Source organism: Streptomyces sp. NPDC049597, assembly GCF_040675505.1.
In the GTDB taxonomy this organism is placed as follows: Bacteria; Actinomycetota; Actinomycetes; order Streptomycetales; family Streptomycetaceae; genus Streptomyces.
On sequence record NZ_JBFAOY010000002.1, the window covers coordinates 62,409 to 85,187 of the forward strand.

The window sequence follows — 22,779 nt, forward strand, 5'->3', positions numbered from 1 at the left end:
GTCCGCGCCGCAGGCGGGTGGTCCTGGTCACCCCGGCGCACCGGTGCCGCAGGGGCAGGGCAATGGCTACGGCGCCCCGGCCCCGCAGGTTCCGCAGGGGCAGCCGGGTTACGGGTATCCCGGGGCGTCCGCGCCGCAGGCGGGTGGTCCTGGTCACCCCGGCGCACCGGTGCCGCAGGGGCAGGGCAATGGCTACGGCGCCCCGGCCCCGCAGGTTCCGCACGGGCAGCCGGGTTACGGGTATCCCGGGGCGTCCGCGCCGCAGGCGGGTGGTCCCGGTCACCCCGGCGCACCGGTGCCGCAGGGGCAGGGCAACGGCTACGGCGCCCCGGCCCCGCAGCCACAGGCCCCGCAGGCCCCCGCCGTGCCCGGGCACCAGCGGGTCATGTCGCAGCCGTTGCCGCCGCAGGACGCTTCCGGGCAGGAAGAGCGCACCCAGATGCTGCCGCCCCAGGGCGGCGCCGGATCTGCGGGGGCGTCCGACCCCACGCAGTACATCCAGCCCGTCGCCGGCGGCTCCGCCGCGCCGCCCGGGGCCCTGCCGCCCGAGGTGCCCGCCGAGTCGACGACGGTCCTCAGGAGTGTGCGCGCGGGCGGGGGCGACTCCGAGGCCACGCAGTACATCGCGCCCGTGCCGCCCGCCCCCTCCGCGGCGCCCTTCGGCATCCGGCCGGGTACGCCGGGGGACCGGCAGCCGCCGGCCGAGTTCGACAGCCTGTTCCGTTCGGACGCTCCCCAGGCCCAGCCGGCCGACTCCACCCAGCATCTGCCCCGGTTCGACGCTCGGCAGGGCGCCCAGCCGTCCTCCGCGTACCAGGAGCCGGGTCACCCCTCCCGCTACGACGACGAGCCCGTGACGCGCAGGCGCTCCATCGTGCCCGTCGTGGCCGCGCTCGTGATCGGCTGCGCCGTCCTCGGACTGGGTGTCGGGGCCGTGATGTCCGGCGGGGACGACGACAAGGACCCGGTGCCGGACAAGAACGTCGCCGCCACCACCGCCGCGCCGAGCCAGAGCGCCTCCACCCAGGCCCCCGACCCCGCCGAGCCGCAGGCGAAGGAGCTCGACAAGCTGCTCGCGGACAGCAACAACAGCCGTGCCGCGGTGATCCGTTCGGTCGAGAACATCAAGGTCTGCAAGAACCTCGACCAGGCCGTCACGGACCTGAAGGGAGCGGCCGCCCAGCGTCGCAGCCTGGTGACCCGGCTGGGCGGCCTGACGGTGGACAAGCTTCCGGACAACGCCGCGCTGACCGCCGCCCTGACCAAGGCGTGGCAGGCGTCGGCGTCGGCCGACGACCATTACGCGGCGTGGGCTCAGCAGGTCAAGGAGAAGAAGGGGTGCAAGGGCGGGAAGGCCCGTGTCACCTCGCAGACCGCGCAGGGCAACCGGGCCAGCGGTGAGGCGACGAAGGCGAAGAACGAGGCAGCGCCGCTGTGGAACGCGATCGCCCGCACGTACGGCCTGACCGAACGGCGCAGCGAGCAGCTGTGAGGCGGACGGCGGGGGCGGTGAACCCGGTTCACCCGCCTCCGCCGAGGAGCCTTCCCGGAAGGCTCAGGCCGCGTCCATCAGCGTCGTGCCCACGTCCACGAAGTCCTTGTTCTGGGACACCAGCCGTCCGTCACGCACCACTTGGAACGTCACGCTGCGGTTGACGATCCGCGGGTAGCCGGGGGCGCCGAGCATGTTCTCGTAGCCCCACCGCAGCGGCGGCGTCAGGCCGTCGGTCGTCACCTCCATGCCCTGGTCGAGGGCGTGGGAGATGAGGCCGGGGGTGATCGCGTCGCTGTCGAGCGCGCGGATCACCCGCTCCAGCACCGTGTACGCGATCCAGGTGGTCTGCACGCCGGCGTCGGCCGGGTCGATGCGGTCGTCGCCGAAGGCGTGCTCGGTGACCACCTTGCGCATGGCGTCCCAGCGTTCGTCGTTCGCGTCCGGGTACCAACCGGTGATGTAGGCGCCCTCGAAGGGGCCCTTGCGGCCGCCGGTGCGGTCGACGAGGGGCTGGCCGACGCTGCCGATGACGGACGAGATGCGGATGTGCCGGCCGTCCTCGGGCAGCCGCCGGAAGGAGTCGAAGAAGGTCTCGGTGCGGTCGCCGAGCGCGGCGGTGACGCAGCCGGGCCGGTTGCCGGAGGAGGCGGTCGACGTCCAGGTGGGCTCCGCGGCCCGCCTGCGGGCCTGCTTGGCCTGCTCGGTGTACTCGGTGGCGTCGTCGGCCGCGAGGATGTCGGCCGCGGGGACGTCCCGGCTGCCCTCCTCCAGGCCGGAGTTGAGCAGCTGGACGAGGTCGTCGCCGTTGATGCTGTCGGGGCGTACGAGGGAGACGCCGGCGCAGTAGTCGGCGAGCTGCCTGCCGTTTCCCGCGACCAGGGCGGGCTGGCCGCCGTTGACCGGGTACGAGAGGTAGCTGGTGAACTCCTCCCCGGACATGCCGTATCCGCCGATGAAGGGGATGCCGGCGGCCTCGAGGGGTGCCATGAAGGAGCCGTACTGGCTGTAGGAGCCGACGACTGCCGCCGCGCCCTCCCTGACGGCCCGGCGTGCGCAAGTGGCCGCGCCCTGGGGCGTGTTGCCCTCGTTGCAGGTGATGACGCGCAGGTCGTGCCCGTCGATGCCGCCGCGCGCGTCAGCCCAGCGTTCGTAGGCCTTGGCCATCGCCATCATGCCTGGCATGTTGGTGGCCTTCGTCTCCTCGGGGGCGAACGTCATGACGGTGACGGGCTCCCGGGAGCCCCCGGCCTCTCCTGGGAGGACACCACAGCCGGCGACGAGGGACGCCGCTGCCGCCACGGCCGAGGCGCGCGCGGCCCGTCGACGGGAATGGGAGGGGCGGGGGGTGGAGGAACGTCGCCAACCGGTCATGACTCCACACGCTTCCGCCCTCCAGGGAACGGCACAGTGAGCATTGTTCAACGCAAGGTGACGAGAAGGTGAATTGCGGGGGCGGGTCCGGGTGATCGAAAAGGGAACGTACGATCGAAGTCGTGCAGCAAGGTTCGGTCAACCCTTCCCGTCGCGGCCGTCGCTCCTCCACCATGGGCGGCATGCCGCTCAACGACATGCCCTGGTGGCGCTGGCGCAGCAACGTGCGCTCGGCGCTGCACATGCTTTCCGACCCCGTTTTCCACCAGGAGTGCTGGCTGGCCGGGCGCGAGGGGTACGGCGACGTCACGGACGCCGTGTACCGCCTGGTCGAGGACACCTGGCTGGACAACTGGTCGGCCGAGAAGTACGTCGGCACGATCTTCCGCGACTCGGGCGAGGCCGCGCTGGTGGACGTCGCCGTGCTGCGGGTGCTGCGCATCATGCACCAGGTCGGCGCGGACGCACCCGTGTCGGCGTACATGGAGCACCAAGGCTGGCCCGAGGCCGTCCGCGCCACCCGTGACGCGCACGTGCTCCTCGCGTCGAACGACGGCGAGGACCCGGACGCACCGCCGCGCTCGCTGGACGTGCTGCGGATCATGACCCGGTCGGTGTGAGCTGTCCACGACCGCGTCCGCTTGACGGACGCCGGACGGGCCCGCCGCCCGTTTGTGGCAGGCTACAAGGATGACTGACCAGTACGTCCTCACGCTTTCCTGCCCGGACAAACAGGGCATCGTGCACGCCGTGTCGAGCTACCTCTTCATCACCGGCTGCAACATCGAGGACAGCCAGCAGTTCGGAGACCGGGACACGGGCCTGTTCTTCATGCGGGTGCACTTCTCCGCCGAGGCTCCGGTGACCGTGGACAAGCTGCGCGCCGGCTTCGCCGCCGTCGGCGACGCCTTCGGTATGGACTGGCAGATCCACCAGGCCGACGAGCGCATGCGGATCATCCTGATGGTCAGCAAGTTCGGCCACTGCCTGAACGACCTCCTCTTCCGCTCCCGGACCGGCGCCCTGCCGGTGGAGATCGCGGCGGTCGTCTCCAACCACACGGACTTCGCCGAGCTGGTCGGCTCGTACGGCATCCCCTTCCACCACATCCCGGTGACGAAGGACACCAAGGCCGAGGCCGAGGCGCGGCTGCTGGACCTCGTGCACGAGGAGCGGGTCGAGCTGGTCGTCCTCGCCCGCTACATGCAGGTGCTCTCCGACGACCTGTGCAAGCAGCTCAGCGGCCGGATCATCAACATCCACCATTCCTTCCTGCCGAGCTTCAAGGGCGCCAAGCCCTACCACCAGGCGCACGCGCGCGGCGTGAAGCTGATCGGCGCGACCGCGCACTACGTGACGGCCGACCTCGACGAGGGCCCGATCATCGAGCAGGAGGTCGAGCGCGTCGGCCACGAGGTCACGCCGGAGCAGCTGGTGGCCGTGGGCCGGGACGTGGAGTGCCAGGCCCTGGCCCGCGCCGTGAAGTGGCACGCCGAACACCGCATCCTGCTGAACGGGCGCCGTACGGTCGTCTTCGACTGAGCCCCGCGCGGCGCACGCCGGCTAGGGAGTGACCCCGTCCTGCGACGCGGCCACCGGGTTGTCGCAGAGATCGTCCAGGACGAACGCCCCCTCCTGCTCCTCCTCCTTCTCCCGCTGGAGCGCGGTCTCCGCGTCCAGCCGTTCGAGCAGGCGGGTCAGCAGCGCCGGGTCCTCCGGGTCGCCGACGAACTCCAGCACGGCCCGGTAGAACGCGTCGCGCAGCGTCGGCGGCATCGTGTCCGAGGCGTCCATGCAGATCCGGTCCGCCGAGTCGAACAGCTCCTGCACCGCCCGCGTCCCCGGCGACGGCGCCTTGGAGGCGAACGTGCCGCCCGGGAAGAACGGCCGCTCACCGGGCCGGGCCGCGTCCGCCCAGTCCTCTCGGGCAGGCGCGGACGTGAGGCGGCCCAGCAGGTCCCAGGCGGCGGCGCTCGGCCGGAAGACCGCGGCCATGTCGCCGGACACCTCGAAGACGGCGCCGCCGTCCTCCTCGCCGGTTGCGAGCCCGTCGAGATGGCGGGCCGTCGGTGTCGGCCGCACGTCGTCGCCGTAGTGCCTGCGGATGAACGAACCCTGGTGCTCGTGGGTGCAGTCGCCGCGGTTCAGCAGCCCGTAGCGGCCGTCGTCGAGCAGCTCGAAGGAGTCCGTCAGCGCGTTGGGCGCGGGGGAGCGGCCGTTCGCCGTGAGCATCCGCGCCCACTCCTCCCACACCGGACGCGTGCTCTTCCACGACGACTTGCCGGTCGCCCAGCGCTCGTACGCGTCCGCACCCCGGCGCTGGAGGATCAGGTCCTCGATCCAGTCCGTGCCCGGCCAGCCGGAGGTGGCGCCCGAGTTCAGGCCGAGGCACCACACGGGCTCGCTCTCCCCGGCGTCCGTACGGCTCCACACCAGCGACTTCAGGTCGACGCGCACCGGCGCCCAGAAGACGTGCGTCCGGGCCGCGCCGCCCCGGCCGGGGACGGTGACCGCAGGCGCCCAGGGAGGAATGGCCGCCCCGGCCACCTCCTCCGGCAGCGGATGGGCGTCGCCGGAGTGCGCGTACTGGGCCAGCTCGCCGGGGCTGTTGAGGATCGCCAGGTCCGGTGGCGCACCGGCCTGGAGCTGGGCGACCAGGGTCTCGCGCAGCGAGCGCGTGCCCTTGTAGACGTAGCGGTGCCCGGTCTTCTCGCCGATGCTGCGCAGCGCGGCCACGAACGGCGTCTCCTCGCCGTCCGTCCACGGGCCGAGGACGACGAGCGTCCGCTCCTCGGGGGCGCTCGCGCAACCGCCCGCCGACGCGGCGGACACGGCGAGCAGACAGGCCGCCAGGGCGAGTCCCAAGCGCTTCATGCGTCCGTGTCCTTTCGCCGGGCGAAGTGCGGTGGATACGGCCGGGCGTACAGGTAGAGCGTGACGCCGCAGGCCAGCGCCCCGAGGCCGGTCACGGGCACGGCGACGCCCGCGGTCAGCGCCCAGCCGTCCGGATGCGCCGACCGCATCCGTGCCGCCGCGCCCGCCGCCACGCCCTCGATCTCGCGCCCGACCCCGGACACGGCCGTGACGTACTCCAGCTGCGCGACCGCGTCGTGGACGTCCGCCTGGGCGGCGTGCTCCTGGGCGCCGCCGACGGTGAGCAGCACGGGCGTCAGCAGGACGGGCACCGAGGCCGCGAGGATCTGGAGGCTCACCAGCCGCAGCCGGTCGCGCAGGAACACCGACGTGCCCACGACCGTGAAGGCGAACAGGGCGGCGACCAGCGCGGCCGCGGCCGCCGCAGTCTGGGTGAGCGGGCTCCACGCGGCCAGGTCGCCGCTCTCGTCCAGGAGTTGCTCCTCCAGGTCCTCGATGCGGTCCAGCACGGTGGTGGGGTCCTGATCGCCGTTCGCCGGCTGCGGGCTGCGCAGCATCCCGGCCGCGTACGCCACCCCCGCCTCGCGCAGCACCCGGCTCGTGCGGTTGCGGTCCGCCCAGGCGATCTTGTCCCCGTACGCGACGACGAGACCGGACACCACTCGCAGCTCCTGCTCCTGGGCCCTGCTCAGGGCCCCGGACTGCGCGACCCGGTTCAGGCTCTGGGTCGCCTCGGCCAGGTGCGAACGGTAGGTCTCGCCGAGTTCGACGAGCCCGGCGTGCTCGGGGTTCAGCAGCCGTAACTCCGCCTGGGTCTGGGCGAGTCCGAGGGAGGTACGCGCCTGGGCGAGCCCCACGAGTGCCGGCACGGACCGGTCCCGCAGCTCCTCGGAGCGCCGGTGCACGTCGTTGTAGGCGGCGGCGCCGAGTGCCAGGGCGATCAGTGCGAGGGCGGGCAGCACCAGCATCCTGCGCCGCAGGAAGGCGGCGGTCGGCCGCCGACCGGCGCCGGGGGACCGGCCGGTGGCCCGCACCCACAGGGCGGGCGGGACGCGCCGGGCCCACCGCCAGGCACGGCCGCCGTCCCGCCGAAGGCGACCGCCGAGCCGCCGAAGCGCGGTGGCGGCGCGCGCCGGTCCACCGCCGCGTCGTGGCGAGGCCGTGGCAGGTGAGGTCACGTCGTCCCGCCGGACGCTGCCGCCTGCCCGCGTCGCGGCGGGTGGCCGGGCCGTGTGCGCCGGGTCGTCGTCACGGCGGGTGCCGTCGTCGTCCGGCCGGGCTCGGCCGTCGTGGTCGCGCCGGGCCGTGTGCGCCGGTTCGTCGTCCCGCCGGACGCTGCCGTCGGCCCGCGGGGCCGTGTCCGCCGGGTCGCCGTCACGGCCGTGCCCCGTGGCGCGTGACGGGTTCGGGCCGCCGGCCGTCATGCGGACCCCTCCCCGTCCCGGAGCGGGCCGCGCCTGGCCCACCGCGGCCAGAGCGCCGAGCGGTGGCGGCCACGGACATGGCGGATCCCCAGCGGGCGGGTGCGGAACGCGCGGTCCAGCAGCGCCTCCGCCAGCGCCGCGTCCTCCGGCCGGTCCGTGCGGGGGACCTGCTTCGCCAGCCGGCGGTAGCTCGCCGACAGCTGGTCCCGCAGCTGCCGCTCCGTCCTCGGGACCTGCTTCTCCGAGAAGCCGGCCGCCTCCAGCCGCTCCAGGGGGCCGCCGGGACCGGGGTCCTCGCCCGCCTCCTCGACCAGGCCGAGCAGCATCGAGAGCAGCTCCGTCCTGATCCGGTCCTGCGCCTGTCCGTCCGTGAGCCCCTCGTCGTTGGTCAGCCGGTGCAGAGCGGCGTAGGCGTCCGCGGGTGAGCGCCGGTTGACATGGATGCGCACGACGGCCGTGCGCGCGGCCGTGCGGTGCCGCGAGTCCGGCGGCACGCTCTCCAGGTACGCGCACGCCTTCTGCCACTCGTCCTCGGCGAGGTGGATCCGGGCGAGCCCGAACGCCGCCGCGCCCATCGCGTGGTTGCGCTGGAGCACCGCCTCGTAGAACTTCTTCGCCTGCGCCACGTTCCCCTCCCGGTCCCCCGGGGGCCGCGGCAGCTCCGACGGCTCCTCCTCCTGCGGCGGCGCGACGGCCAGCTTCTCGTGGCAGTAGCCGAGCGCGAGCTTGGGCGCGTACTCGCCGGGGTTCGCCCGGTACACGGCGTCGAAACCGCGCCAGGCGTCCGCCGTGCGGCCGGACGCGAGGTCGATGAGCCCCTGGTGCCAGTCCAGCCGCCAGTCGTACCGGGCCCTGTCGCCCAGCCGCTCCTCGGCCAGCCCGCGTTCCGTCTCGGCCGCCGCCACGTCCCCGAGCTGGAGACGGAGCCGGCAGCGCAGCAGATGCAGTTCCGGCGAGCGCTCCCACTCGCGGCTGAGCTGCAACAGACCGGCCGGGTCGTCGTACGACGTGCGCTGCAGCTCCTTCCAGTTGGGGTCCCGCACGTCCGGCTTGGGCTTCGGCAGTGCCACCGCGGCCTCCGCCGGATCCGGGATGCGGGCCCCGAGGCGGTCCGGCGCGCGGTCCGTACGCCAGCGCTCCAGCGGCGGCGCCTTGCCGAGCTGGCCGTCGAGCGCGGCGGCCGGCGGGTCGAACAGGGTCGACGGCTGGTAGGTCTCCTCGCCCAGCCGCAGCGACCGCAGTTCGCGCAGCACACCGCGCAACTGCACGGCCATCTCGTCGGCGGAGGCGTACCGCAGCTCCGGCTCCTCGGCCATGGCCCGCTCCAGCGCCCGGTTCAGCGACTCCTCGCCGATGTCGGCGGACGGCTCGGGGTCCCGGGACAGCAGCTCGCGCAGTACGGCGCCGACGGTGTACAGGTCGCCGGCGGTCGTCATCTCGCCCCGCGGCCCCGAGTGCGGCGGTTTGTGCGTGACCGGACCCGACTCGCCCGGCTTGCGCACGCCGGCGACGTCGATGAGCTTGATGCCGTCGCGGCAGTGCAGGACGTTCGTGAGCGACAGGTCGCCGTAGACGAGCCCCTCCTCGTGCAGATAACTCAGCGCGTCCAGGATCAGCAGCCCGTACGTGACCACGAACTCGCGGACCCTCGCCCCGGCGAACGGCGCTCTCCGCTCGGCGATGCGGTCCGCGACCCACGACAGCGGCGCCCCGTCGGCGAACTCCATCACGATGAACTCGTCCGGGGCCGACGGATGCCGCGCGTAGTTGACCACCCGGATGATGGACGGATGGTTGAGCCGCACCAGGCGCAGCCGCTCCTGGTGGGCCTGGCGGACGGCCACCGGGTTGTCGGGGTCGAGGACGCCCTTGAGCGCCACCGGCCGCTTCTCCAGCAGCAGATCGCGGGCCAGGTACACCTGCCCGTGGCTGCCCCGGCCGATCGGTCCCACCACCTCGTACTGCTGGTGCAGCAGGTCGCCGGCCGCGAGCTTCGCGCCGGAGCGGGCGGTGACCAGCGCGTCCGGCGCGCCGACGGTGACGACCGGCAGATCCGTCAGTCCCTCGCCCGGCGGCTCGACGACGAACTCGGGCGGGCCCGCCGTCCGGTGCAGGATCTCCTCCCTGTTCTCGGCCTCCAGCAGCGCCGTCTCGATGTCGACGGCGATGCGGAACATCGCGTAGGGCAGGGTCCGGTCGTCGTACGACAGGCCGCCGGGGCGCAGTTGTCCGAGCTTCGCCCGCAACCGCTCGGCGTGCGCGTGCCGTTCGGCCGCGTCCTCGGGGCGGGCGGGGTGCTCGCGAATGCGCCGTTCGCAGGCGGCGAGCCGGTCGAGCCGAGGACGCAGCCGGGCGGCGCGGCGGTCCGGCCAGTCGGGCTCCATCAGGTCGGCGCGCACCCGGTCGAGCAGCGGCGAACTGCGGTCGGCGAAGACGAGGAGGAGGCGGGTCCCGCCGCCGGCGCGCAGGGCGCGCAGCAGGTCCATGACCTCGTCGTCCGAGGACGCGGACCGGTCGACGGCGAGGAACGCGATGTTCAGTGGCGGGCTCTCCTCGGCGAGGCGCCGCAGCAGGGCCGCGTGGGGATCGGGACCGGTTTCCTCGGTCGGCACCGGCCCGTCGAGTCCGATACGGTCCGCCGCCTGGCGTGCCAGCTCTTCGGCCGTGCGGTTCGTCGCGTCCACCGCGATGTCGATGCTGCCCAGCTGCGGCTCGCCGGCCGACGAGGGCATCGCCGACGGCGTCGGCGGGCTCTGCTCGCGGTCCGCGAGCGTCAGCACCGAGCGGATCGTGTACCGGAGGTCGTGCTCGCCGGCTCCGGCGAAGACGGGCTCCACCGGGTCGGTGTCCGGCTCGCCGTCCAGCCAGCGGGTCAGCCGCCGTTGCAGTCCCGGCACCCGCCCCGAGACCGTCCGGTCCGGCGCGACCGCGACGTCCCGGGACACGGCCCGCAGTCCGGTGATCTTCAGCCCGAGCCGCTCCAGCCGCTCCCGCCGCAGGTGCCGCAGCACCGTCTCCGTCGGGATCATGTACGCGTGGTCCCGGCGCACGCGGGCCTCGGGCGTGCCGAACTGGTGCACAAGGATGCCGATGACGCGGCGGGAGCGGCTGTGCACGACGCCGCAGCCGCTGTAGCCGTGCCGCACCACGTACGGCGAGTCCTGGGTGTCGAGCTGCACCCACTCCGGCGTCGGTGCGGGACCCCCGCGCCCCATCAGCCGGGCGTGCAGGTGCTCGCCACCCGGCAGGTCGTCCGGGTAGCCCGTGAAGTGGACCGGCTCGCCGGTGGCCGGGATCTGCCGGTGCAGCACCGCGGCCGGAACGTCGTGGGGCAGACCGGGCCGGTCGTCCAGTTCGAGGAGGGCGATGTCGCCGCCGAAGTCGGGGGTGGGCTCGACGAAGAACTTGGGGACCACGCGGGCACGCACCGGCGCACCCGTGCCGCCGGACGGCGCGGGGCGCACCACGTCGATGTACACCGTGTCCAGCCTGGCGCGGGCGCCCGCCCGGTCGGGCGGCGAGAGGACCGTGTGCGCGCAGGTCAGCACCCAGGAACGGGACAGGAGGACTCCGGCGCCCAGCGGGGTGCCGCCGCGGTCCGGCGTGCGCAGCAGGCGGACCCGCCAACTCTCCTCGTGCGCCGAGGAGTTGGATGTGCGATACGCATCGCTCATACTGGCCAACGATAACTACGCGATGCGGGGGGCGCGATGGCCGAGCGTGACGAAACCGCGGTGGCGGGACTGGCCGAGGTGATCGGACAGGTCCGCGACGAACTGGAGCGGGCCCAGCGCGCCGGCGCCGGACGCGATCTGCGGTTCAGCGTGGAGAGCGTGCAGCTGGAGTTCGCCGTGCAGGTCAGGCGCGAGGCCACCGGGAGCGGCGAGCTGCGGATCGGCGTGCTGACGGCGGGCGGGGGCGGCACGAAGGGCCACGACCGCACCCACACCATCCAGATCCAGCTGAAGCCGCACGGACGCGACGGCAACCCGAACATCAGCGTCGGCGGCCTCGGCCCGACCTAGCGTCTGCCCCGCCGCCTCACAGCCGGCTCAGCGAGGCCGCCGCGAACAGCACGTCCCGGATCGCCTCCCGGTCACCGTCCTGGCCCGCCGCGGCTTCTTCCGGCGGCACGTGGCCGGCGACGAGCCGGCAGAACTCGACGCCGTCGAGCGCCACCTGGGCCACCGAACGGCCGGGCGATCCGACGGCGGCCGGCGAGTCCAGGGCGATGTACCAGTTGCCCCCGCCGGACCCCTCGACCTCCAGGTGCAGCGAGCGCCCCGGAGCGCCGGCCGCCACCAGATCACGTGCGGGCCCCGCGAGACCCGCGCGGCGCCGTTCGGCGAGGGCGGCCGGCAGGAGGCGCGCGGCGAGGTCGATCATCCGGTTGAGATGGGCGTCGCTCGGCGGCGCGTAGGGGTAGTCGACCGCGTCGGCGATGTCGTCGGCGTGGATCCAGCACTCGAAGGCCCGGTCGAGGAGCGAGTCGCGCAGCGGAAGGGTGAACGCCCCGTACGAGACGGGCAGTTCGGTGACGTCCCGGCTCGCGAACGACACGGTGCGGATGAGGGCGTGGCTCTGGTCGCGCCAGGGCTCGCGGATCGTGCGCGTCGGCGGCAGCTCGCGGCTGCTCCAGAACGCCTCCGTCCGCTCGGCGGGCCGCACGGGCGCGGCCCGGCCCAGCGGGTCGTCGAGACCGAGCGCGCCGGAGACCAGGCCGTCCACGGTCATCAGATGCCCGATGACCCCGGCGACGGTCGTGCGCCGGTCGACCTGCCGACCGCCCTCGAACCACTTCAGCCGCACGGGCGCGTGCCACTCGGACTCGCCGATGTCGCGCAGCAGCGCGTCCAGCCGGGCGGTCTCCGCGTCGTACGGGTCCGCCCAGTCGGGCACGGGGATACGGGCGGGCCTGCGGCCCAGGCAGTTCTCCAGGACCCGGAAGCGCAGCAGCGGATCGAGGTCCAGGTCCCGGTCGGTGTGCAGCAGCCCGACGGCGTCGCGCAGCCGCAGCGCCTCGTCGGCGCAGGGGGCGCACTCGCCGAGATGCTCCTCGACGGCGGCGGTCTCCTCGGCGGAACAGGCGGACAGGGCCCACGCGCCCAGCAGCGACTTGAGCATGCTGTGCGACGCGAGGGCGTCGCTCGCCGCTCCTGACGCGTCAGGCGCGCCGCCCGTGCCGGCCGCGGCCTGCGCGCCGGACCGGCCATCTGCATCCGCGCCGGACCGGCCGTCGGCCTGCGCGCTGGACCGGCCGTCGGCCTGCGCGCCGGACCGGCCGTCGGCATCCGCGGTGGAGCCGGCAGCGGTGCTGCCGCCCGCGGGCTGCCCGCCGGGCGCGCCCGGCGCCGCCCCGGGCGCGGGTGCGGGGGCCGCGTCGTTCCCCGCCGTCCGGGAGCCGGGATCTGCGCCTGCCCCGGTCGCGCCGGGCGGGTGGCCCGTGCCGCCCGACGGTACGTGGCCGTCGTCCGTCGCCTGCTTCCCGTCCGCGCCGCCCGCGGGCCGCGCATCGGGCTCCGTTCCGCGCGCGTCGCGCGACGTGCCCGCGCCGCCTGCGGCCCGCGTCCCCTCCGCGTCGGACGGGAGGACGGGGCCGTCGCCGGAGGGCTCCGCGGCGGGCGCCTCATCGGGCGCGGCGTCGCCCGGGGTGTCCGCGGTGCCGGAGTCCTCGCGCGGCGGACGGTACGCGTGCGGCGGCAGGTCGTCCGCCGCGGGCCTGGGGGACGGTATGCGGGGAACGCCTCGCATCTCTTCCTCTCCCCGCTCCCGGTCGCGTCCGTCGCCGCCGCCGTCGAGTGGCCCGTTCACAGCGCGTGTCCGTATCCGGGCGGTGACGACCCCTCCAGTGGGCGCGTGTGCGCGGTGGACAGCAGCTGCAGGCCCAGCCGCAGCCTGCGTCGCGCCTCGTCCTCCGTCACCCCGAGGTCGGCCGCGGTCTGCCGGTAGTCCCGGCGCTGGTGGTACGCCAGCTCCAGCGCCGCCCGCAGCGGAGCGGGCATCGACGTCACGATGTAGTCGGCGCGCGCGGCGACCGCCGCGCGCCGCACCTTCTGCTCCAGCTCCTCGGCGCTGCCTTCCCCGCCCCGGGCCAGGGCCGCGGCCTCGCTCTGGCGCAGCCGGTGCACGGCCTGCCTGTTGGTGAGCCGTGCCACCCAGGAGCGCATCGAGCCCTGTCGCGGGTCGTAGGAGTCCGGGTTCTCCCAGATGTAGCCGAAGACCTCGCGGGTGACCTGGTCGGCCGCCTCCTCGTCCTCCAGCACCCGGTGGGCCTGGCTGTGCACGAGCGCGGCGAAACGGTCGTACAGCTCCCCGAGAGCCGCGGCCTCGCCCCGCGCGAGCCGCTGCTGCATCTTGCGGTCCCAGCGCGGTGGTGCGTCCTTCACCATGCGGCCCCCAGCCGTGTCGCCCTCGCAGTCCCCGGTCCGTGCCTCATTCGAATGTAGTGCGCCCCATGACGTACGCACCCCTCTTTGCGGCTCTTCGCGGCGACGGCGCGGCCACGGGCCTGCGGGCGGAAGTCCGGGTGAGCTGCGTCGCGTTTCAGCGAGGGACCGCAGGGCAGTGGCCAGTGGAAGGACGGCTTCCGGTCTTCGCGCCGGCCGGTTCGACGAGAGGTCCGTACGTGGTGATGCTCAAGGTGGCCGAGACCCGGCAGGGCGCGTGGACCGTGCTGCAGGTCAGCGGTGAACTCGATCTGGTGTCCTCGCCCGTGGTCCGCCAGCGGGTCCACGACGCGGTCGCGGCAGGGGACCGCGATGTGGTGCTCGACCTCTCCGAGGTGTTCTTCTGCGACTCCAGCGGCGTGGGCGTGCTCGTCGCCGCCCGCCGGCTGATGCGCTCGTGCCAGGGCAGGCTCCGGCTGATACTTCCCGCGCGCGGCGCCGAGGAGGGCTCGCACGTCAACAGGGTGCTGAGCGCGCTCGGTGTGCGCCGCCTGTTCGAGGTGTACGCGGACGCGCACTCCGCGACGGACGACGAGGCGCGGCCCCTGTCGGCATGAGTCCGCCGCGGCTCTCGGTTCGAGCGTGCGCGGCTGTCGGCATGAACCCGCGCGGCGCGACTCCGTCCCGTCACCGGCGCGTCGTCCCGAAGACGCCGCCCGGTAATTCACCAGGTGTACACACGCGTCAGCGCCCGGGGCTCTACGCTCCCGCCATGGACAGCGCAGAGTACGAGCGGAAGATCGCCTCCCGCTTCGCCGCTTTCGATCAGGACGGCAATGGCTCCATCGACCGCGAGGACTTCAGCAAGGCCGCGGCCTCGGTTCTCGCCGAGTTCTCCGTGACGGCACGCTCCGACAAGGGACAGGCCCTCTACAGCGGCGCCGAGGCGTTCTGGCAGGGCATGGCCGGGATCGCCGACGTGGACGGGGACCAGCGGGTCAGCCGACAGGAGTTCGTGACCGGCGCGGTCAAGCGGCTGCGCGACAACCCCCAGCGGTTCGGCGAGATCGCCCGCCCGTTTCTGCACGCCGTCGTCGCCGTCGCCGCGGAGGACGGCGCCGGTGTCACCCCCGCGTCGGCCGCGCGTGTGATGCGGGCCCTCGGCGTGGACGCGCAGGTCGCGGAGCAGGCCGCGGCGGCGCTCGACACGGACGGCGACGGGAGGATCTCCGAGGAGGAGCTCCTGACGGCGTTCGCCGCGTACTGCGTCACCCCCGAACAGCCCGGCTGACAGGCGGTTCCGGGGCCGCCCGGCCCACTGGGCGGCCCCGCGCCGCGCCGGTCAGGCGTAGCGCTCCCTGAGCCTGTACTTCATCACCTTCCGCAGCGCCTCGTTGCGGGGCAGTGCGTCCACCACCTCCAGCTGTTCGGGCAGTTTGTGCACCGCCAGGCCCGATGACCGCAGGTGGGCGCGGAGTCCGCCGAGCGTGGGGTCCTTTGTGCCCGGGGCCCGTTCGACCACCGCGCAGACGCGTTCGCCGCGTTCCGCGTCCGGCAGGCCGATGACCGCCGCGTCGCCCACCGCCGGATGGGTGTGGAGCAGGTCCTCGATCTCCTGGGCCGAGATGTTCTCGCCCTTGCGGATGATCACGTCCTTGGCCCGGCCCGTGAGCACGAGGTGGCCGCTGTCGGTGAGGTGGCCGAGGTCGCCCGTCCTCAGGAAGCCCTCGGAGTCGAACGGGCTCTCCGTGTCCCCCAGGTATCCCCGGCACACGGCCTCGCCGCGGAGCCGGATCTCGCCGTCGACGATGCGGATCTCCATCCCGGCCGGCGGCCGGCCCTCGGTGCGGGCGAGGTTCTCGGGGGTGTCGTCCGGCGAGTTCATGGTGATCATGGGGACCTCGGTCATGCCGTAGCCGTGGGTGAGCGCGCAGCCCAGCTCGCGGACGACGGCGTGGTACAGCTCCGGCGGCTTGGGCGCGCCGCCGCCCGCGAGCAGCCGCAGGGTCGGGATGAGCTTCTCGCCGGGCCGCTTGCGCTGTTCGGCGAGGAACATCGCGTAGAACGCGGTGGAGCCGCCGGCCGTCGTGACGCCGTGCCTGCGGTACTCGGCCAGTGCGTCGGGCAGCGCGAACCGCTCGAAGAGGACCGCCGGAAGCCCGTACAGCAGCAGCATCACGAGGTAGTCCGGGCCGCCGATGTGCGCGAAGGGGAAGGCGATCGAGCCGACGTCGTCGGAGGTCAGGCGCAGCGCCTGGGCGAGACACGAGCCGCCCGCGATCAGGGAGCGGTCCGTGTGCAGGACGCCCTTCGGGTCGGACGTGGTGCCGGAGGTCCAGTAGATCCAGCGCACGTCGGTCCCCGACGAGGGCGGCTCGGGCAGCACCGCCGGGTCGCCGCCGGGCAGTGTCCCGTACGCCTCGAAGACGCCGCGCGCCCCGAGCCGTCCGGCCATCGCCGTGTGGTCGAAGCCCCGCCACTCGCCGGGCACGGCGAAGAACTCCGCCTCGCACTCGCGCAGCGCGAAGCCGGTCTCGCGGTCCCGGTAGAAGGGGATCACGGGGCTCTGCACGGCACCGAGCCTGGCGAGGGCGACGGTCAGCAGCACGGTCTCGATGCGGGTGGGCAGTTGCCAGGCGACGACCGTGCCGGGACGCACGCCCATGCCGTACAGCCCGGCCGCGACCCGCTCGGCGCGCTCGCGCAGGCCGCCGAAGCTGAGGGAGCGCTCCTCCTGGAGGAGGACGGGGCGACCCGGTGTGAGCGCGGCGCGCCGGTCGACGAGCTCCCACAGGGTGCGTGACGCGCCGAGTGCGTGTGCGGTCTCGTCCATCACCGGGCTCCTTTGCTGACGATCCGTCAGATAGTGCGGAGAGCGTAGGGCTCCGCGCCTTGTCGGTCCAGGGGTGCGCGACTAGCCTGAGACCTGACGACCCGTCAGAAACGGTCGCACCCGTCCGCAGCGGAGGCCCCGGTGGAACAGGAACTGCCCCGGATCGTGAGCGTCGACGACCATGTGATCGAGCCCGCGCACCTTTTCGAGACCTGGCTGCCGGCCAGGTACCGCGACCGCGGGCCGAAGCCGCTGACCGCGGGCATCGGCGAGCTCGCCTACGTGGGCGGCAGGTACCGCATCACGATGGACCCGGACGGGCCGCCGGCCGACTGGTGGATCTACGAGGACCTGAAGTTCCCGTACAAGCGCAACATCGCCGCCGTCGGCTTCGACCGCGACGACATGACGCTGGAGGGGATCACGCGCGCGGAGATGCGTCCCGGCTGCTGGGACCCGAAGGAACGGCTCAAGGACATGGATCTCAACCATGTCGAGGCGTCCCTGTGCTTCCCCACCTTCCCCCGCTTCTGCGGGCAGACCTTCGCCGAGGCCCACGACAAGGAGGTCGCCCTCGCCTGCGTGCGCGCCTACAACGACTGGATGGTCGAGGAGTGGTGCGGCGACAGCGGCGGCCGGCTCGTCCCCCTGTGCATCGTCCCGCTCTGGGACGTCGGCCTCGCGGTGGCGGAGATCGGGCGCAACGCCGCGCGGGGCGTGAAGGCGGTGACCTTCTCCGAGATCCCGACCCACCTCGGGCTCCCGTCCATCCACTCCGGCTACTGGGACCCCTTCTTCGCCGCCTGCCAGGACACCGGCACGGTCGTCAACATGCACATCGGGTCCAGCTCCCAGATGCCCGCCGCGTCCCCCGACGCCCCGCCCGCCGTGCAGGCGTCGCTCAGCTTCAACAACGCCATGGCCTCGATGACGGACTTCCTGTTCAGCGGCGTGCTGGTGAGGTTCCCCCGGCTCACGCTCGCCTACAGCGAGGGGCAGATGGGCTGGATCCCGTACGCCCTCGAACGGGCCGACGACGTGTGGCAGGAGCACCGCGCCTGGGGCGGCGTGCGCGAGCTGATCCCCGAACCGCCCTCCACCTACTACTACCGGCAGATCTTCTGCTGCTTCTTCCGCGACAAGCACGGCATCGCCTCGATCGACACCGTCGGCCGTGACAACGCCACCTTCGAGACCGACTACCCGCACGTCGACTCGACCTTCCCGCACACCAAGGAGGTCGCGCTCGACCACGTGAAGGACCTCGATGACGAGACGGTGTACAAGCTCATGCGCGGCAACGCGATCCGTATGCTCGGCCTGGACCTCGTCTGATGTTCCTGGGCAGCACGGCCGAGGAGGAGGAGTTCCGCGCCCGGCTGCGCGCCTGGCTCGCCGTCGCCCTCCCGAAGCTCCCGCCGAAGCCGCCGCCGGAGGACTGGCCGGCCCGGCGCGCGTACGACACCGCCTGGCAGCGCGCGCTGTACGACGCCGGGTACGGGGACGTGCACACGAACGCCCCGCCGGCCCTGCGACTGGTCTTCCTGGAGGAGACGGAGCTCGCGGGCGCACCCTACGTCGGCGCCAACTTCGTCGGCCTCCTCCACGCCGGACCCACCATCGTCGCCGAGGGCACCCCCCGGCAGCGGGAGCGCTGGCTGACGCCGATCCTGCGCGGCGACGAGATCTGGTGCCAGGGCTTCAGCGAGCCGGACGCCGGCTCCGACCTCGCCTCCCTGCGCACCCGCGCCGTCCGCGACGGCGACGACTACGTCGTGAGCGGCTCCAAGATCTGGACCTCGCACGCCCAGGTCGCCGACTGGTGCGAACTCCTCGTCCGCACCGGCTCCGACACCTCCGGACGCCGTGGCATCACCTGGCTCGCGATGCCGATGGACGCGCCGGGCATCACCGTGCGGCCGCTGCGCACCCTCGCGGGATCGGCCGAGTTCGCCGAGGTGTTCCTCGACGAGGTGCGGGTGCCGGCGGCCAACCGGGTGGGAGAGGAGAACGACGGCTGGCGCGTCACCATGATCACGCTCTCCTTCGAGCGCGGCACCGCTTTCGCCGCGGAGGTCGTCGCCTGCCGCCGCACCCTGGCCGCTGTGGCCCGCACGGCCCGCGACAACGGCCGCTGGGAGGACACCGTGCTGCGCCGCAGACTCGGCAGGCTCCACGCCGAGTTCGCCGCCCTGTGGCGGCTCGTCCAGTGGAACGTGAGCGAGGCCTCCGCCACCGGCGGCGTCCCCGGCACCGGCGGCTCCGTCTTCAAGCTCCGCTACTCGCACGCCCGTCAGGAGCTGTACGACGCGGCCGCGGACGTCCTCGGCCCCGACGCGCTCGACCTCGGCCACGACTGGACGCGCGACCGGCTCTTCTCGCTGTCGTACACGATCGCCGCCGGCACCTCGCAGATCCAGCGGAACATCGTCGCCGAGCGGATACTCGGCCTGCCGAAGGGGCGCTGATGGACTTCCGGCTCACCGACGACCAGCGAGCCCTGCGCGCGGGCGTGCGCGCCCTGCTGTCGTCCAGCTTCGGCACCGGTGCGCTGCGCGCCGCCGTGGCGGATCCCCGGCTCGACCGCGGGCTGTGGCGGGAGTTGGGGGCCGCCGGATTCTTCTCCCTGCGGCTTCCGGAGGCGGACGGCGGTGTCGGTCTGGGCCTTCCGGAGGCGGTCCTCGCCTTCGAGGAGGCCGGCCGGGTCCTGCTGCCGGGTCCGTTGGTCGCCACGCACCTCGCGGCGGGCCGGATCCCCGGTGCCGCCACCGGCGAGACGGTCGTCACCGCGTCCGACGGCGCGCTCGTGCCCTGGCTGGACGCCGCGGACGCCGTTCTCGGGAAGCTCACCGACCCCGTGCCCGTACGGTCCCTCGACCCCCTGACGCCCCTGCACCGCGACACCGGCGGGCGCGGCGGACCGCCCGATCCCGTCGCGGTGCTGCTCACCGCCGCCGAACAGCTCGGTTCGGCGGCCAGGACGACGGAGACGGCCGCGCGATACGCCCGCGAGCGCACCCAGTTCGGCCGGCCCATCGGCTCCTTCCAGGCCGTGGCGCACCTGTGCGCCGGCATGCTCGTCCGCACGGAACTCGCCCGCTGCGCCGTCTATGCCGCGGCCGTCACCGCCGATCCCGTCGACATCGGCGGGGCCAAGCTCCTCGCCGACGAGGCGGCCGTGCGGGGGGCCCGGGACTGTCTCCAGGTCCTCGGCGGGATGGGGTTCACCTGGGAGGCGGACGTCCATCTCCACCTCAAGCGTGCCTGGTTGCGGGCCGGGACCTGGCTCACGGCGGCGGAGGCGGAGGAGACGCAGGCCCAGGCGTTGGCCTCAGCACTGTGAAGAGTCACCGAGCGTTGATATCGGGTTGTGTCCTTCCGGCGACTCGTCACGGCCCGGAGTCGTCATGCCGCTCCGGTACGCTCCGTGAAATGCGAGTCGCTGCGAGGACGAGGCGTCACGGTGCGGCCGGTCCGGCCGGTCCGGGCCCGTCGATGCGCGCTGATCGGCCGCTGCGTGTGCGGACTGCGAGCCTGTGTTCGACTCCCCGCGAGGTGCGTCGCACAGTATGCACCATGGGTACTCCGTCACGCTGGAATATGCCTGAAGCGCTTGTTGTGGTGACTGAACGTCAACCATGCTGTCCTGCAAGGAAATCACGTTCCGTGATGACTGTGAGGCGCAAGGCGATGTGTCCGCCGGTTCGGATGGTGTGAGCGGTGCAGGTGCTTCAGGTGCAGTTGGAGATCGGGCCCGATCCCGCGGAGGTGGGGCGGGCGCGCAGGTGGGCCCGTTCGCGCCTCGTGAGGTCAGGGGTGGGCGACGACGAGCCGCTGGCCGAGACGTTGATCCTGCTGATCTCGGAGCTCGTCACCAACGCCGTGGTGCACACGGGGTGTCCGGCGGTGCTGCGGATGCTGCTCGGCGGGAGTCCCGCGGAGGTGGGGACCGTGCGGGTCGAGGTCGCCGACAGCAGCGCCTGCCCGCCCCGCCGCCGGCGCGCGGAGGGCGAGGACACGAACGGCCGCGGTCTGGAACTCGTCGACGGGCTCGCGGATCGCTGGGGTTGGCGTGCGGAGGGCTCCGGCAAGTCCATCTGGTGCGAGGTGGACCGATGTCCCGCTCCCGCTCCCGTCCGGCAAGCGCCGCACGCGGGGCCGCGCGTGCACGAGGCGACGTACGGGATCGAGTCGTACGGCGCACTGCGCGCGACGGCACGCGGCGCCTGACGCCCGCCTCCTAGAGCACGGCCACCGGAGCGACGGGCGTGCCCGTGCCGCCGACGAACGGCTCCGGCATGGCACACAGCAGGAAGGCGTGGCGCCCCTGCTCCGCGCAGGCGGCGGACAGCTCCTCCAGGTTCCAGTTCTGACCCTGGAGCATGCCCATCTCCACCAGATGGAGCGCGTGCACGGGCAGCCAGAGGTTCTCGATCTCCGGCGGGAAGATCTCGAAGGTGAGCGTGTCGTTGGCGACGGCCGCGACGTCACGGGCGTGGAACCATTCGGGTGTGCGGACGGACAGGCCGGGCGAGGGATGGCCGTAGCCGTGCCTGTCTCCCGCCAGCAGGCGGCGCATCTGCCCCGTCCGTACGAGGACGATGTCACCGGACCGGACCGTGACCCCGCCGAACTCCTCGGCCTCGTCCAGGTCCTCGGGCGTGACGGCGTGGTCGCCGGGCAGCGTGTCCACCCCCTTCGCGCGGGCGACGTCCAGCAGGACGCCCCGTGAGACGACCGGCGGGGCGGTGCCGATGCCGCTGAACCCGGCGCCGCCGTGGGCGGTGACGGAGGCGGCGGGGCGGCCGTTGTAGAGCACGCCCGAGTGCGAGGCGTGGGGGAGCGCGTCCCAGTGCGTCGCGCACTGCAGCCCCATCGTCACCACGTCGTCGCTGGTGGCGACGGTGCCGGGACCGAAGAGCTCCTGGTTGATCTGCACCATGGTGTGCAGGGGGTCGACCCGTCCCGGAATGACGCCGGTCTGGACACCGCCCTGCCGGAGCGGGAGCGCGAGCGGGACGCGCAGACCCTGCGTGACGGTGGCGACGGCGTCCCGCACGGCGGCCGGGGTGATCAGGTTCAGTGTGCCGACCTCGTCCCCGGCCCCCCACCGCCCCCAGTTGTTGACGCGTTTCGCGATCTCGTGGAACGCGGCCGGCAGGGACATGGCACCTCCTGGGGCTTGTGCTCGGCTGTCCGACGGGCCAAGAATCTAACGGGCCGTCAGATTGTGCGGAAGGGGCCGGCATGGGGAACTTCTTGGCAGGCAAGGTGGTCGCCGTGACCGGTGCGGGACGCGGCATCGGCCGCGCGGTCGCCCGCGCGGCCGCGTCCGAGGGCGCGAGGGTCGTGGTCAACGACTACGGCGTCTCCGTCGCGGGCGGCGAACCGACGAGCGAGATCGCGGCGGCCGTCGTCAAGGAGATCGAGGCGGCGGGCGGCGACGCGGTCGCGGTCGCCGACGACATCTCCACGATGGCGGGCGGGCAGCGGGTCGTCGACGTCGCGCTGGAGCGGTACGGGCGGCTCGACGGCGTCGTGTGCGTGGCCGGGATCCTGCGCGAGCGGATGCTGTTCAACATGACCGAGGAGGAGTGGGACCCGGTCGTCGCCACCCACCTCAAGGGCACGTTCACCGTCTTCCGGGCGGCGTCCGCGGTGATGCGGCGGCAGGGAGCGGGCACGCTGATCGGCTTCACCAGCGGCAACCATCAGGGATCGGTGTCCCAGGCCAACTACGCGGCGGCGAAGGGCGGCGTCATCTCGCTGGTCCGCAGCGCGGCGCTCGGCCTCCACAAGTACGGCGTCACGGCGAACGCGGTGGCCCCCGTCGCCCGCACCCGCATGTCGGCGAACGTCCCCGTGGAGCTCACCGAGATCGGCGACCCGGAGGACGTGGCGGCGCTCGTGGTCTACCTGCTCTCCGACGCCGCGCACGCGGAGGGCATCACGGGCCAGGTGTACACGGTGGCCGGGCCCAAGATCGCGGTCTGGGCCCAGCCGAGGGAACTCCGCGCGGCCTACGCGGAGGGCGGCGCCTGGACCCCGGAGCGGATCGCCCGCGCGCTGCCCGGCACGGTGGGCACGGACCCGATGCCGCTGCTGTCGCGTGTCGCCGACATGTCCGCGGCGGCGGCGCAGGGCGCCCGCCCGAACACGTGACACCGGCGGACCGGGCGTGCCCGGCGGCGCGGTCGTGGCCCGGCGGCGCGGGCCCGCAACTCCCGTGCGGGCCCGTCCCGCGGACGGGTGCGGTGGGTTGTCCGCGCGAGCGGGAAAGCGTGGGCGCACGGGCCGCCGCCGAGCCGACGGCCCGTGGCGGGGCTGTGGTGGACCCGGAGGGCTGCGGCTCCCGGGCCCGGTTCAGGGGCCGGGGCGCGGGCTTGCGGCGTGCCC

At 73.6% G+C, this 22,779-nt stretch carries 19 protein-coding genes; 11 read left to right on the plus strand and 8 right to left on the minus strand.

Annotated features, from left to right (window positions below):
- Positions 1-169: 169 nt before the first annotated feature.
- Complete coding sequence (locus AB0K02_RS04155) at positions 170-1,492, plus strand: hypothetical protein (protein ID WP_365991009.1); 1,323 nt, start codon at positions 170-172, stop codon at positions 1,490-1,492.
- Between the two features lie 63 nt (positions 1,493-1,555).
- Here AB0K02_RS04155 and AB0K02_RS04160 read toward each other — a convergent pair whose 3' ends face one another.
- Positions 1,556-2,866, minus strand: a complete 1,311-nt coding sequence (locus tag AB0K02_RS04160; RefSeq protein WP_365990798.1) for an ABC transporter substrate-binding protein — start codon at positions 2,864-2,866, stop codon at positions 1,556-1,558.
- A gap of 173 nt (positions 2,867-3,039) precedes the next feature.
- On the opposite strand from AB0K02_RS04160, the gene AB0K02_RS04165 reads away from it, so the two are divergent.
- Both AB0K02_RS04165 and purU read left to right on the plus strand, forming a co-directional pair.
- A complete protein-coding gene (locus AB0K02_RS04165) occupies positions 3,040-3,486 on the plus strand; it encodes a hypothetical protein (protein ID WP_365991010.1) in 447 nt (148 codons plus the stop codon).
- 70 nt (positions 3,487-3,556) lie between these two features.
- Positions 3,557-4,408: a formyltetrahydrofolate deformylase gene (purU, locus tag AB0K02_RS04170; protein WP_365990799.1), complete on the plus strand. Its 852-nt coding sequence runs from the start codon at positions 3,557-3,559 to the stop codon at positions 4,406-4,408.
- 21 nt (positions 4,409-4,429) lie between these two features.
- Here purU and AB0K02_RS04175 read toward each other — a convergent pair whose 3' ends face one another.
- The 3 genes from AB0K02_RS04175 to AB0K02_RS04185 are packed head-to-tail and all read right to left on the minus strand — an operon-like array spanning position 4,430 to position 10,838.
- The gene (locus tag AB0K02_RS04175) at positions 4,430-5,740 is read right to left on the minus strand and encodes an extracellular solute-binding protein (protein WP_365990800.1); all 1,311 of its coding nucleotides are present in this window, start codon (positions 5,738-5,740) and stop codon (positions 4,430-4,432) included.
- Positions 5,737-7,164, minus strand: coding sequence for a hypothetical protein (locus AB0K02_RS04180; protein ID WP_365990801.1), 1,428 nt, complete (start codon positions 7,162-7,164; stop codon positions 5,737-5,739). Before AB0K02_RS04180 ends, AB0K02_RS04175 begins: the two co-directional genes overlap by 4 nt.
- On the minus strand, positions 7,161-10,838 hold the full coding sequence (locus AB0K02_RS04185) for a tetratricopeptide repeat protein (RefSeq protein ID WP_365990802.1): 3,678 nt from the start codon (positions 10,836-10,838) through the stop codon (positions 7,161-7,163). Before AB0K02_RS04185 ends, AB0K02_RS04180 begins: the two co-directional genes overlap by 4 nt.
- A 36-nt stretch (positions 10,839-10,874) precedes the next feature.
- Between AB0K02_RS04185 and AB0K02_RS04190 the strand changes: the two genes are divergently transcribed.
- Positions 10,875-11,189, plus strand: coding sequence for a trypco2 family protein (locus tag AB0K02_RS04190; protein ID WP_365990803.1), 315 nt, complete (start codon positions 10,875-10,877; stop codon positions 11,187-11,189).
- A gap of 16 nt (positions 11,190-11,205) precedes the next feature.
- Here the strand turns inward: AB0K02_RS04190 and AB0K02_RS04195 are convergent, their stop codons facing one another.
- A complete protein-coding gene (locus tag AB0K02_RS04195) occupies positions 11,206-12,975 on the minus strand; it encodes a zf-HC2 domain-containing protein (RefSeq protein WP_365990804.1) in 1,770 nt (589 codons plus the stop codon).
- Positions 12,972-13,553, minus strand: coding sequence for a sigma-70 family RNA polymerase sigma factor (locus AB0K02_RS04200; protein WP_365990805.1), 582 nt, complete (start codon positions 13,551-13,553; stop codon positions 12,972-12,974). Before AB0K02_RS04200 ends, AB0K02_RS04195 begins: the two co-directional genes overlap by 4 nt.
- A gap of 239 nt (positions 13,554-13,792) precedes the next feature.
- Between AB0K02_RS04200 and AB0K02_RS04205 the strand changes: the two genes are divergently transcribed.
- Positions 13,793-14,167: an STAS domain-containing protein gene (locus AB0K02_RS04205; RefSeq protein ID WP_365991011.1), complete on the plus strand. Its 375-nt coding sequence runs from the start codon at positions 13,793-13,795 to the stop codon at positions 14,165-14,167.
- Between the two features lie 155 nt (positions 14,168-14,322).
- Entirely contained in the window at positions 14,323-14,841 is a 519-nt protein-coding gene (locus tag AB0K02_RS04210) for an EF-hand domain-containing protein (RefSeq protein ID WP_365990806.1), read from the plus strand.
- A 51-nt stretch (positions 14,842-14,892) separates the two neighbouring features.
- Here AB0K02_RS04210 and AB0K02_RS04215 read toward each other — a convergent pair whose 3' ends face one another.
- The gene (locus AB0K02_RS04215; protein ID WP_365990807.1) at positions 14,893-16,383 is read right to left on the minus strand and encodes an AMP-binding protein; all 1,491 of its coding nucleotides are present in this window, start codon (positions 16,381-16,383) and stop codon (positions 14,893-14,895) included.
- Positions 16,384-16,524: 141 nt separating this feature from the next.
- Here AB0K02_RS04215 and AB0K02_RS04220 point away from each other — a divergent pair, with 141 nt between their 5' ends.
- From AB0K02_RS04220 to AB0K02_RS04235, 4 genes are all read left to right on the plus strand, one after another.
- Complete coding sequence (locus AB0K02_RS04220; RefSeq protein WP_365990808.1) at positions 16,525-17,718, plus strand: amidohydrolase family protein; 1,194 nt, start codon at positions 16,525-16,527, stop codon at positions 17,716-17,718.
- Positions 17,718-18,851 (plus strand): acyl-CoA dehydrogenase family protein, encoded by a 1,134-nt coding sequence (locus AB0K02_RS04225; RefSeq protein WP_365990809.1) that lies wholly within the window; start codon positions 17,718-17,720, stop codon positions 18,849-18,851. Before AB0K02_RS04220 ends, AB0K02_RS04225 begins: the two co-directional genes overlap by 1 nt.
- Complete coding sequence (locus AB0K02_RS04230; protein WP_365990810.1) at positions 18,851-19,726, plus strand: acyl-CoA dehydrogenase family protein; 876 nt, start codon at positions 18,851-18,853, stop codon at positions 19,724-19,726. The genes AB0K02_RS04225 and AB0K02_RS04230 overlap by 1 nt, the downstream gene beginning before the upstream one ends.
- 377 nt (positions 19,727-20,103) lie before the next feature.
- Complete coding sequence (locus AB0K02_RS04235; RefSeq protein ID WP_365990811.1) at positions 20,104-20,613, plus strand: ATP-binding protein; 510 nt, start codon at positions 20,104-20,106, stop codon at positions 20,611-20,613.
- Between the two features lie 10 nt (positions 20,614-20,623).
- Here the strand turns inward: AB0K02_RS04235 and AB0K02_RS04240 are convergent, their stop codons facing one another.
- On the minus strand, positions 20,624-21,550 hold the full coding sequence (locus AB0K02_RS04240; RefSeq protein ID WP_365990812.1) for a cyclase family protein: 927 nt from the start codon (positions 21,548-21,550) through the stop codon (positions 20,624-20,626).
- A gap of 80 nt (positions 21,551-21,630) precedes the next feature.
- On the opposite strand from AB0K02_RS04240, the gene AB0K02_RS04245 reads away from it, so the two are divergent.
- Positions 21,631-22,545, plus strand: coding sequence for an SDR family oxidoreductase (locus tag AB0K02_RS04245; RefSeq protein WP_365990813.1), 915 nt, complete (start codon positions 21,631-21,633; stop codon positions 22,543-22,545).
- Positions 22,546-22,779: the final 234 nt, after the last annotated feature.

Bases quoted from the DNA above. Each gene is read 5' to 3' on its own strand.
- AB0K02_RS04245 (WP_365990813.1), top strand. From the start codon at position 21,631: ATGGGGAACTTCTTGGCAGGCAAGGTGGTCGCCGTGACCGGTGCGGGA.
- AB0K02_RS04210 (WP_365990806.1), top strand. From the start codon at position 14,323: ATGGACAGCGCAGAGTACGAGCGGAAGATCGCCTCCCGCTTCGCCGCT.
- AB0K02_RS04215 (WP_365990807.1), bottom strand. From the start codon at position 16,383: ATGGACGAGACCGCACACGCACTCGGCGCGTCACGCACCCTGTGGGAG.
- AB0K02_RS04240 (WP_365990812.1), bottom strand. From the start codon at position 21,550: ATGTCCCTGCCGGCCGCGTTCCACGAGATCGCGAAACGCGTCAACAAC.
- purU (WP_365990799.1), top strand. From the start codon at position 3,557: ATGACTGACCAGTACGTCCTCACGCTTTCCTGCCCGGACAAACAGGGC.
- AB0K02_RS04200 (WP_365990805.1), bottom strand. From the start codon at position 13,553: ATGGTGAAGGACGCACCACCGCGCTGGGACCGCAAGATGCAGCAGCGG.
- AB0K02_RS04185 (WP_365990802.1), bottom strand. From the start codon at position 10,838: ATGAGCGATGCGTATCGCACATCCAACTCCTCGGCGCACGAGGAGAGT.
- AB0K02_RS04180 (WP_365990801.1), bottom strand. From the start codon at position 7,164: ATGACGGCCGGCGGCCCGAACCCGTCACGCGCCACGGGGCACGGCCGT.
- AB0K02_RS04225 (WP_365990809.1), top strand. From the start codon at position 17,718: ATGTTCCTGGGCAGCACGGCCGAGGAGGAGGAGTTCCGCGCCCGGCTG.
- AB0K02_RS04165 (WP_365991010.1), top strand. From the start codon at position 3,040: ATGGGCGGCATGCCGCTCAACGACATGCCCTGGTGGCGCTGGCGCAGC.
- AB0K02_RS04160 (WP_365990798.1), bottom strand. From the start codon at position 2,866: ATGACCGGTTGGCGACGTTCCTCCACCCCCCGCCCCTCCCATTCCCGT.
- AB0K02_RS04230 (WP_365990810.1), top strand. From the start codon at position 18,851: ATGGACTTCCGGCTCACCGACGACCAGCGAGCCCTGCGCGCGGGCGTG.
- AB0K02_RS04190 (WP_365990803.1), top strand. From the start codon at position 10,875: ATGGCCGAGCGTGACGAAACCGCGGTGGCGGGACTGGCCGAGGTGATC.
- AB0K02_RS04175 (WP_365990800.1), bottom strand. From the start codon at position 5,740: ATGAAGCGCTTGGGACTCGCCCTGGCGGCCTGTCTGCTCGCCGTGTCC.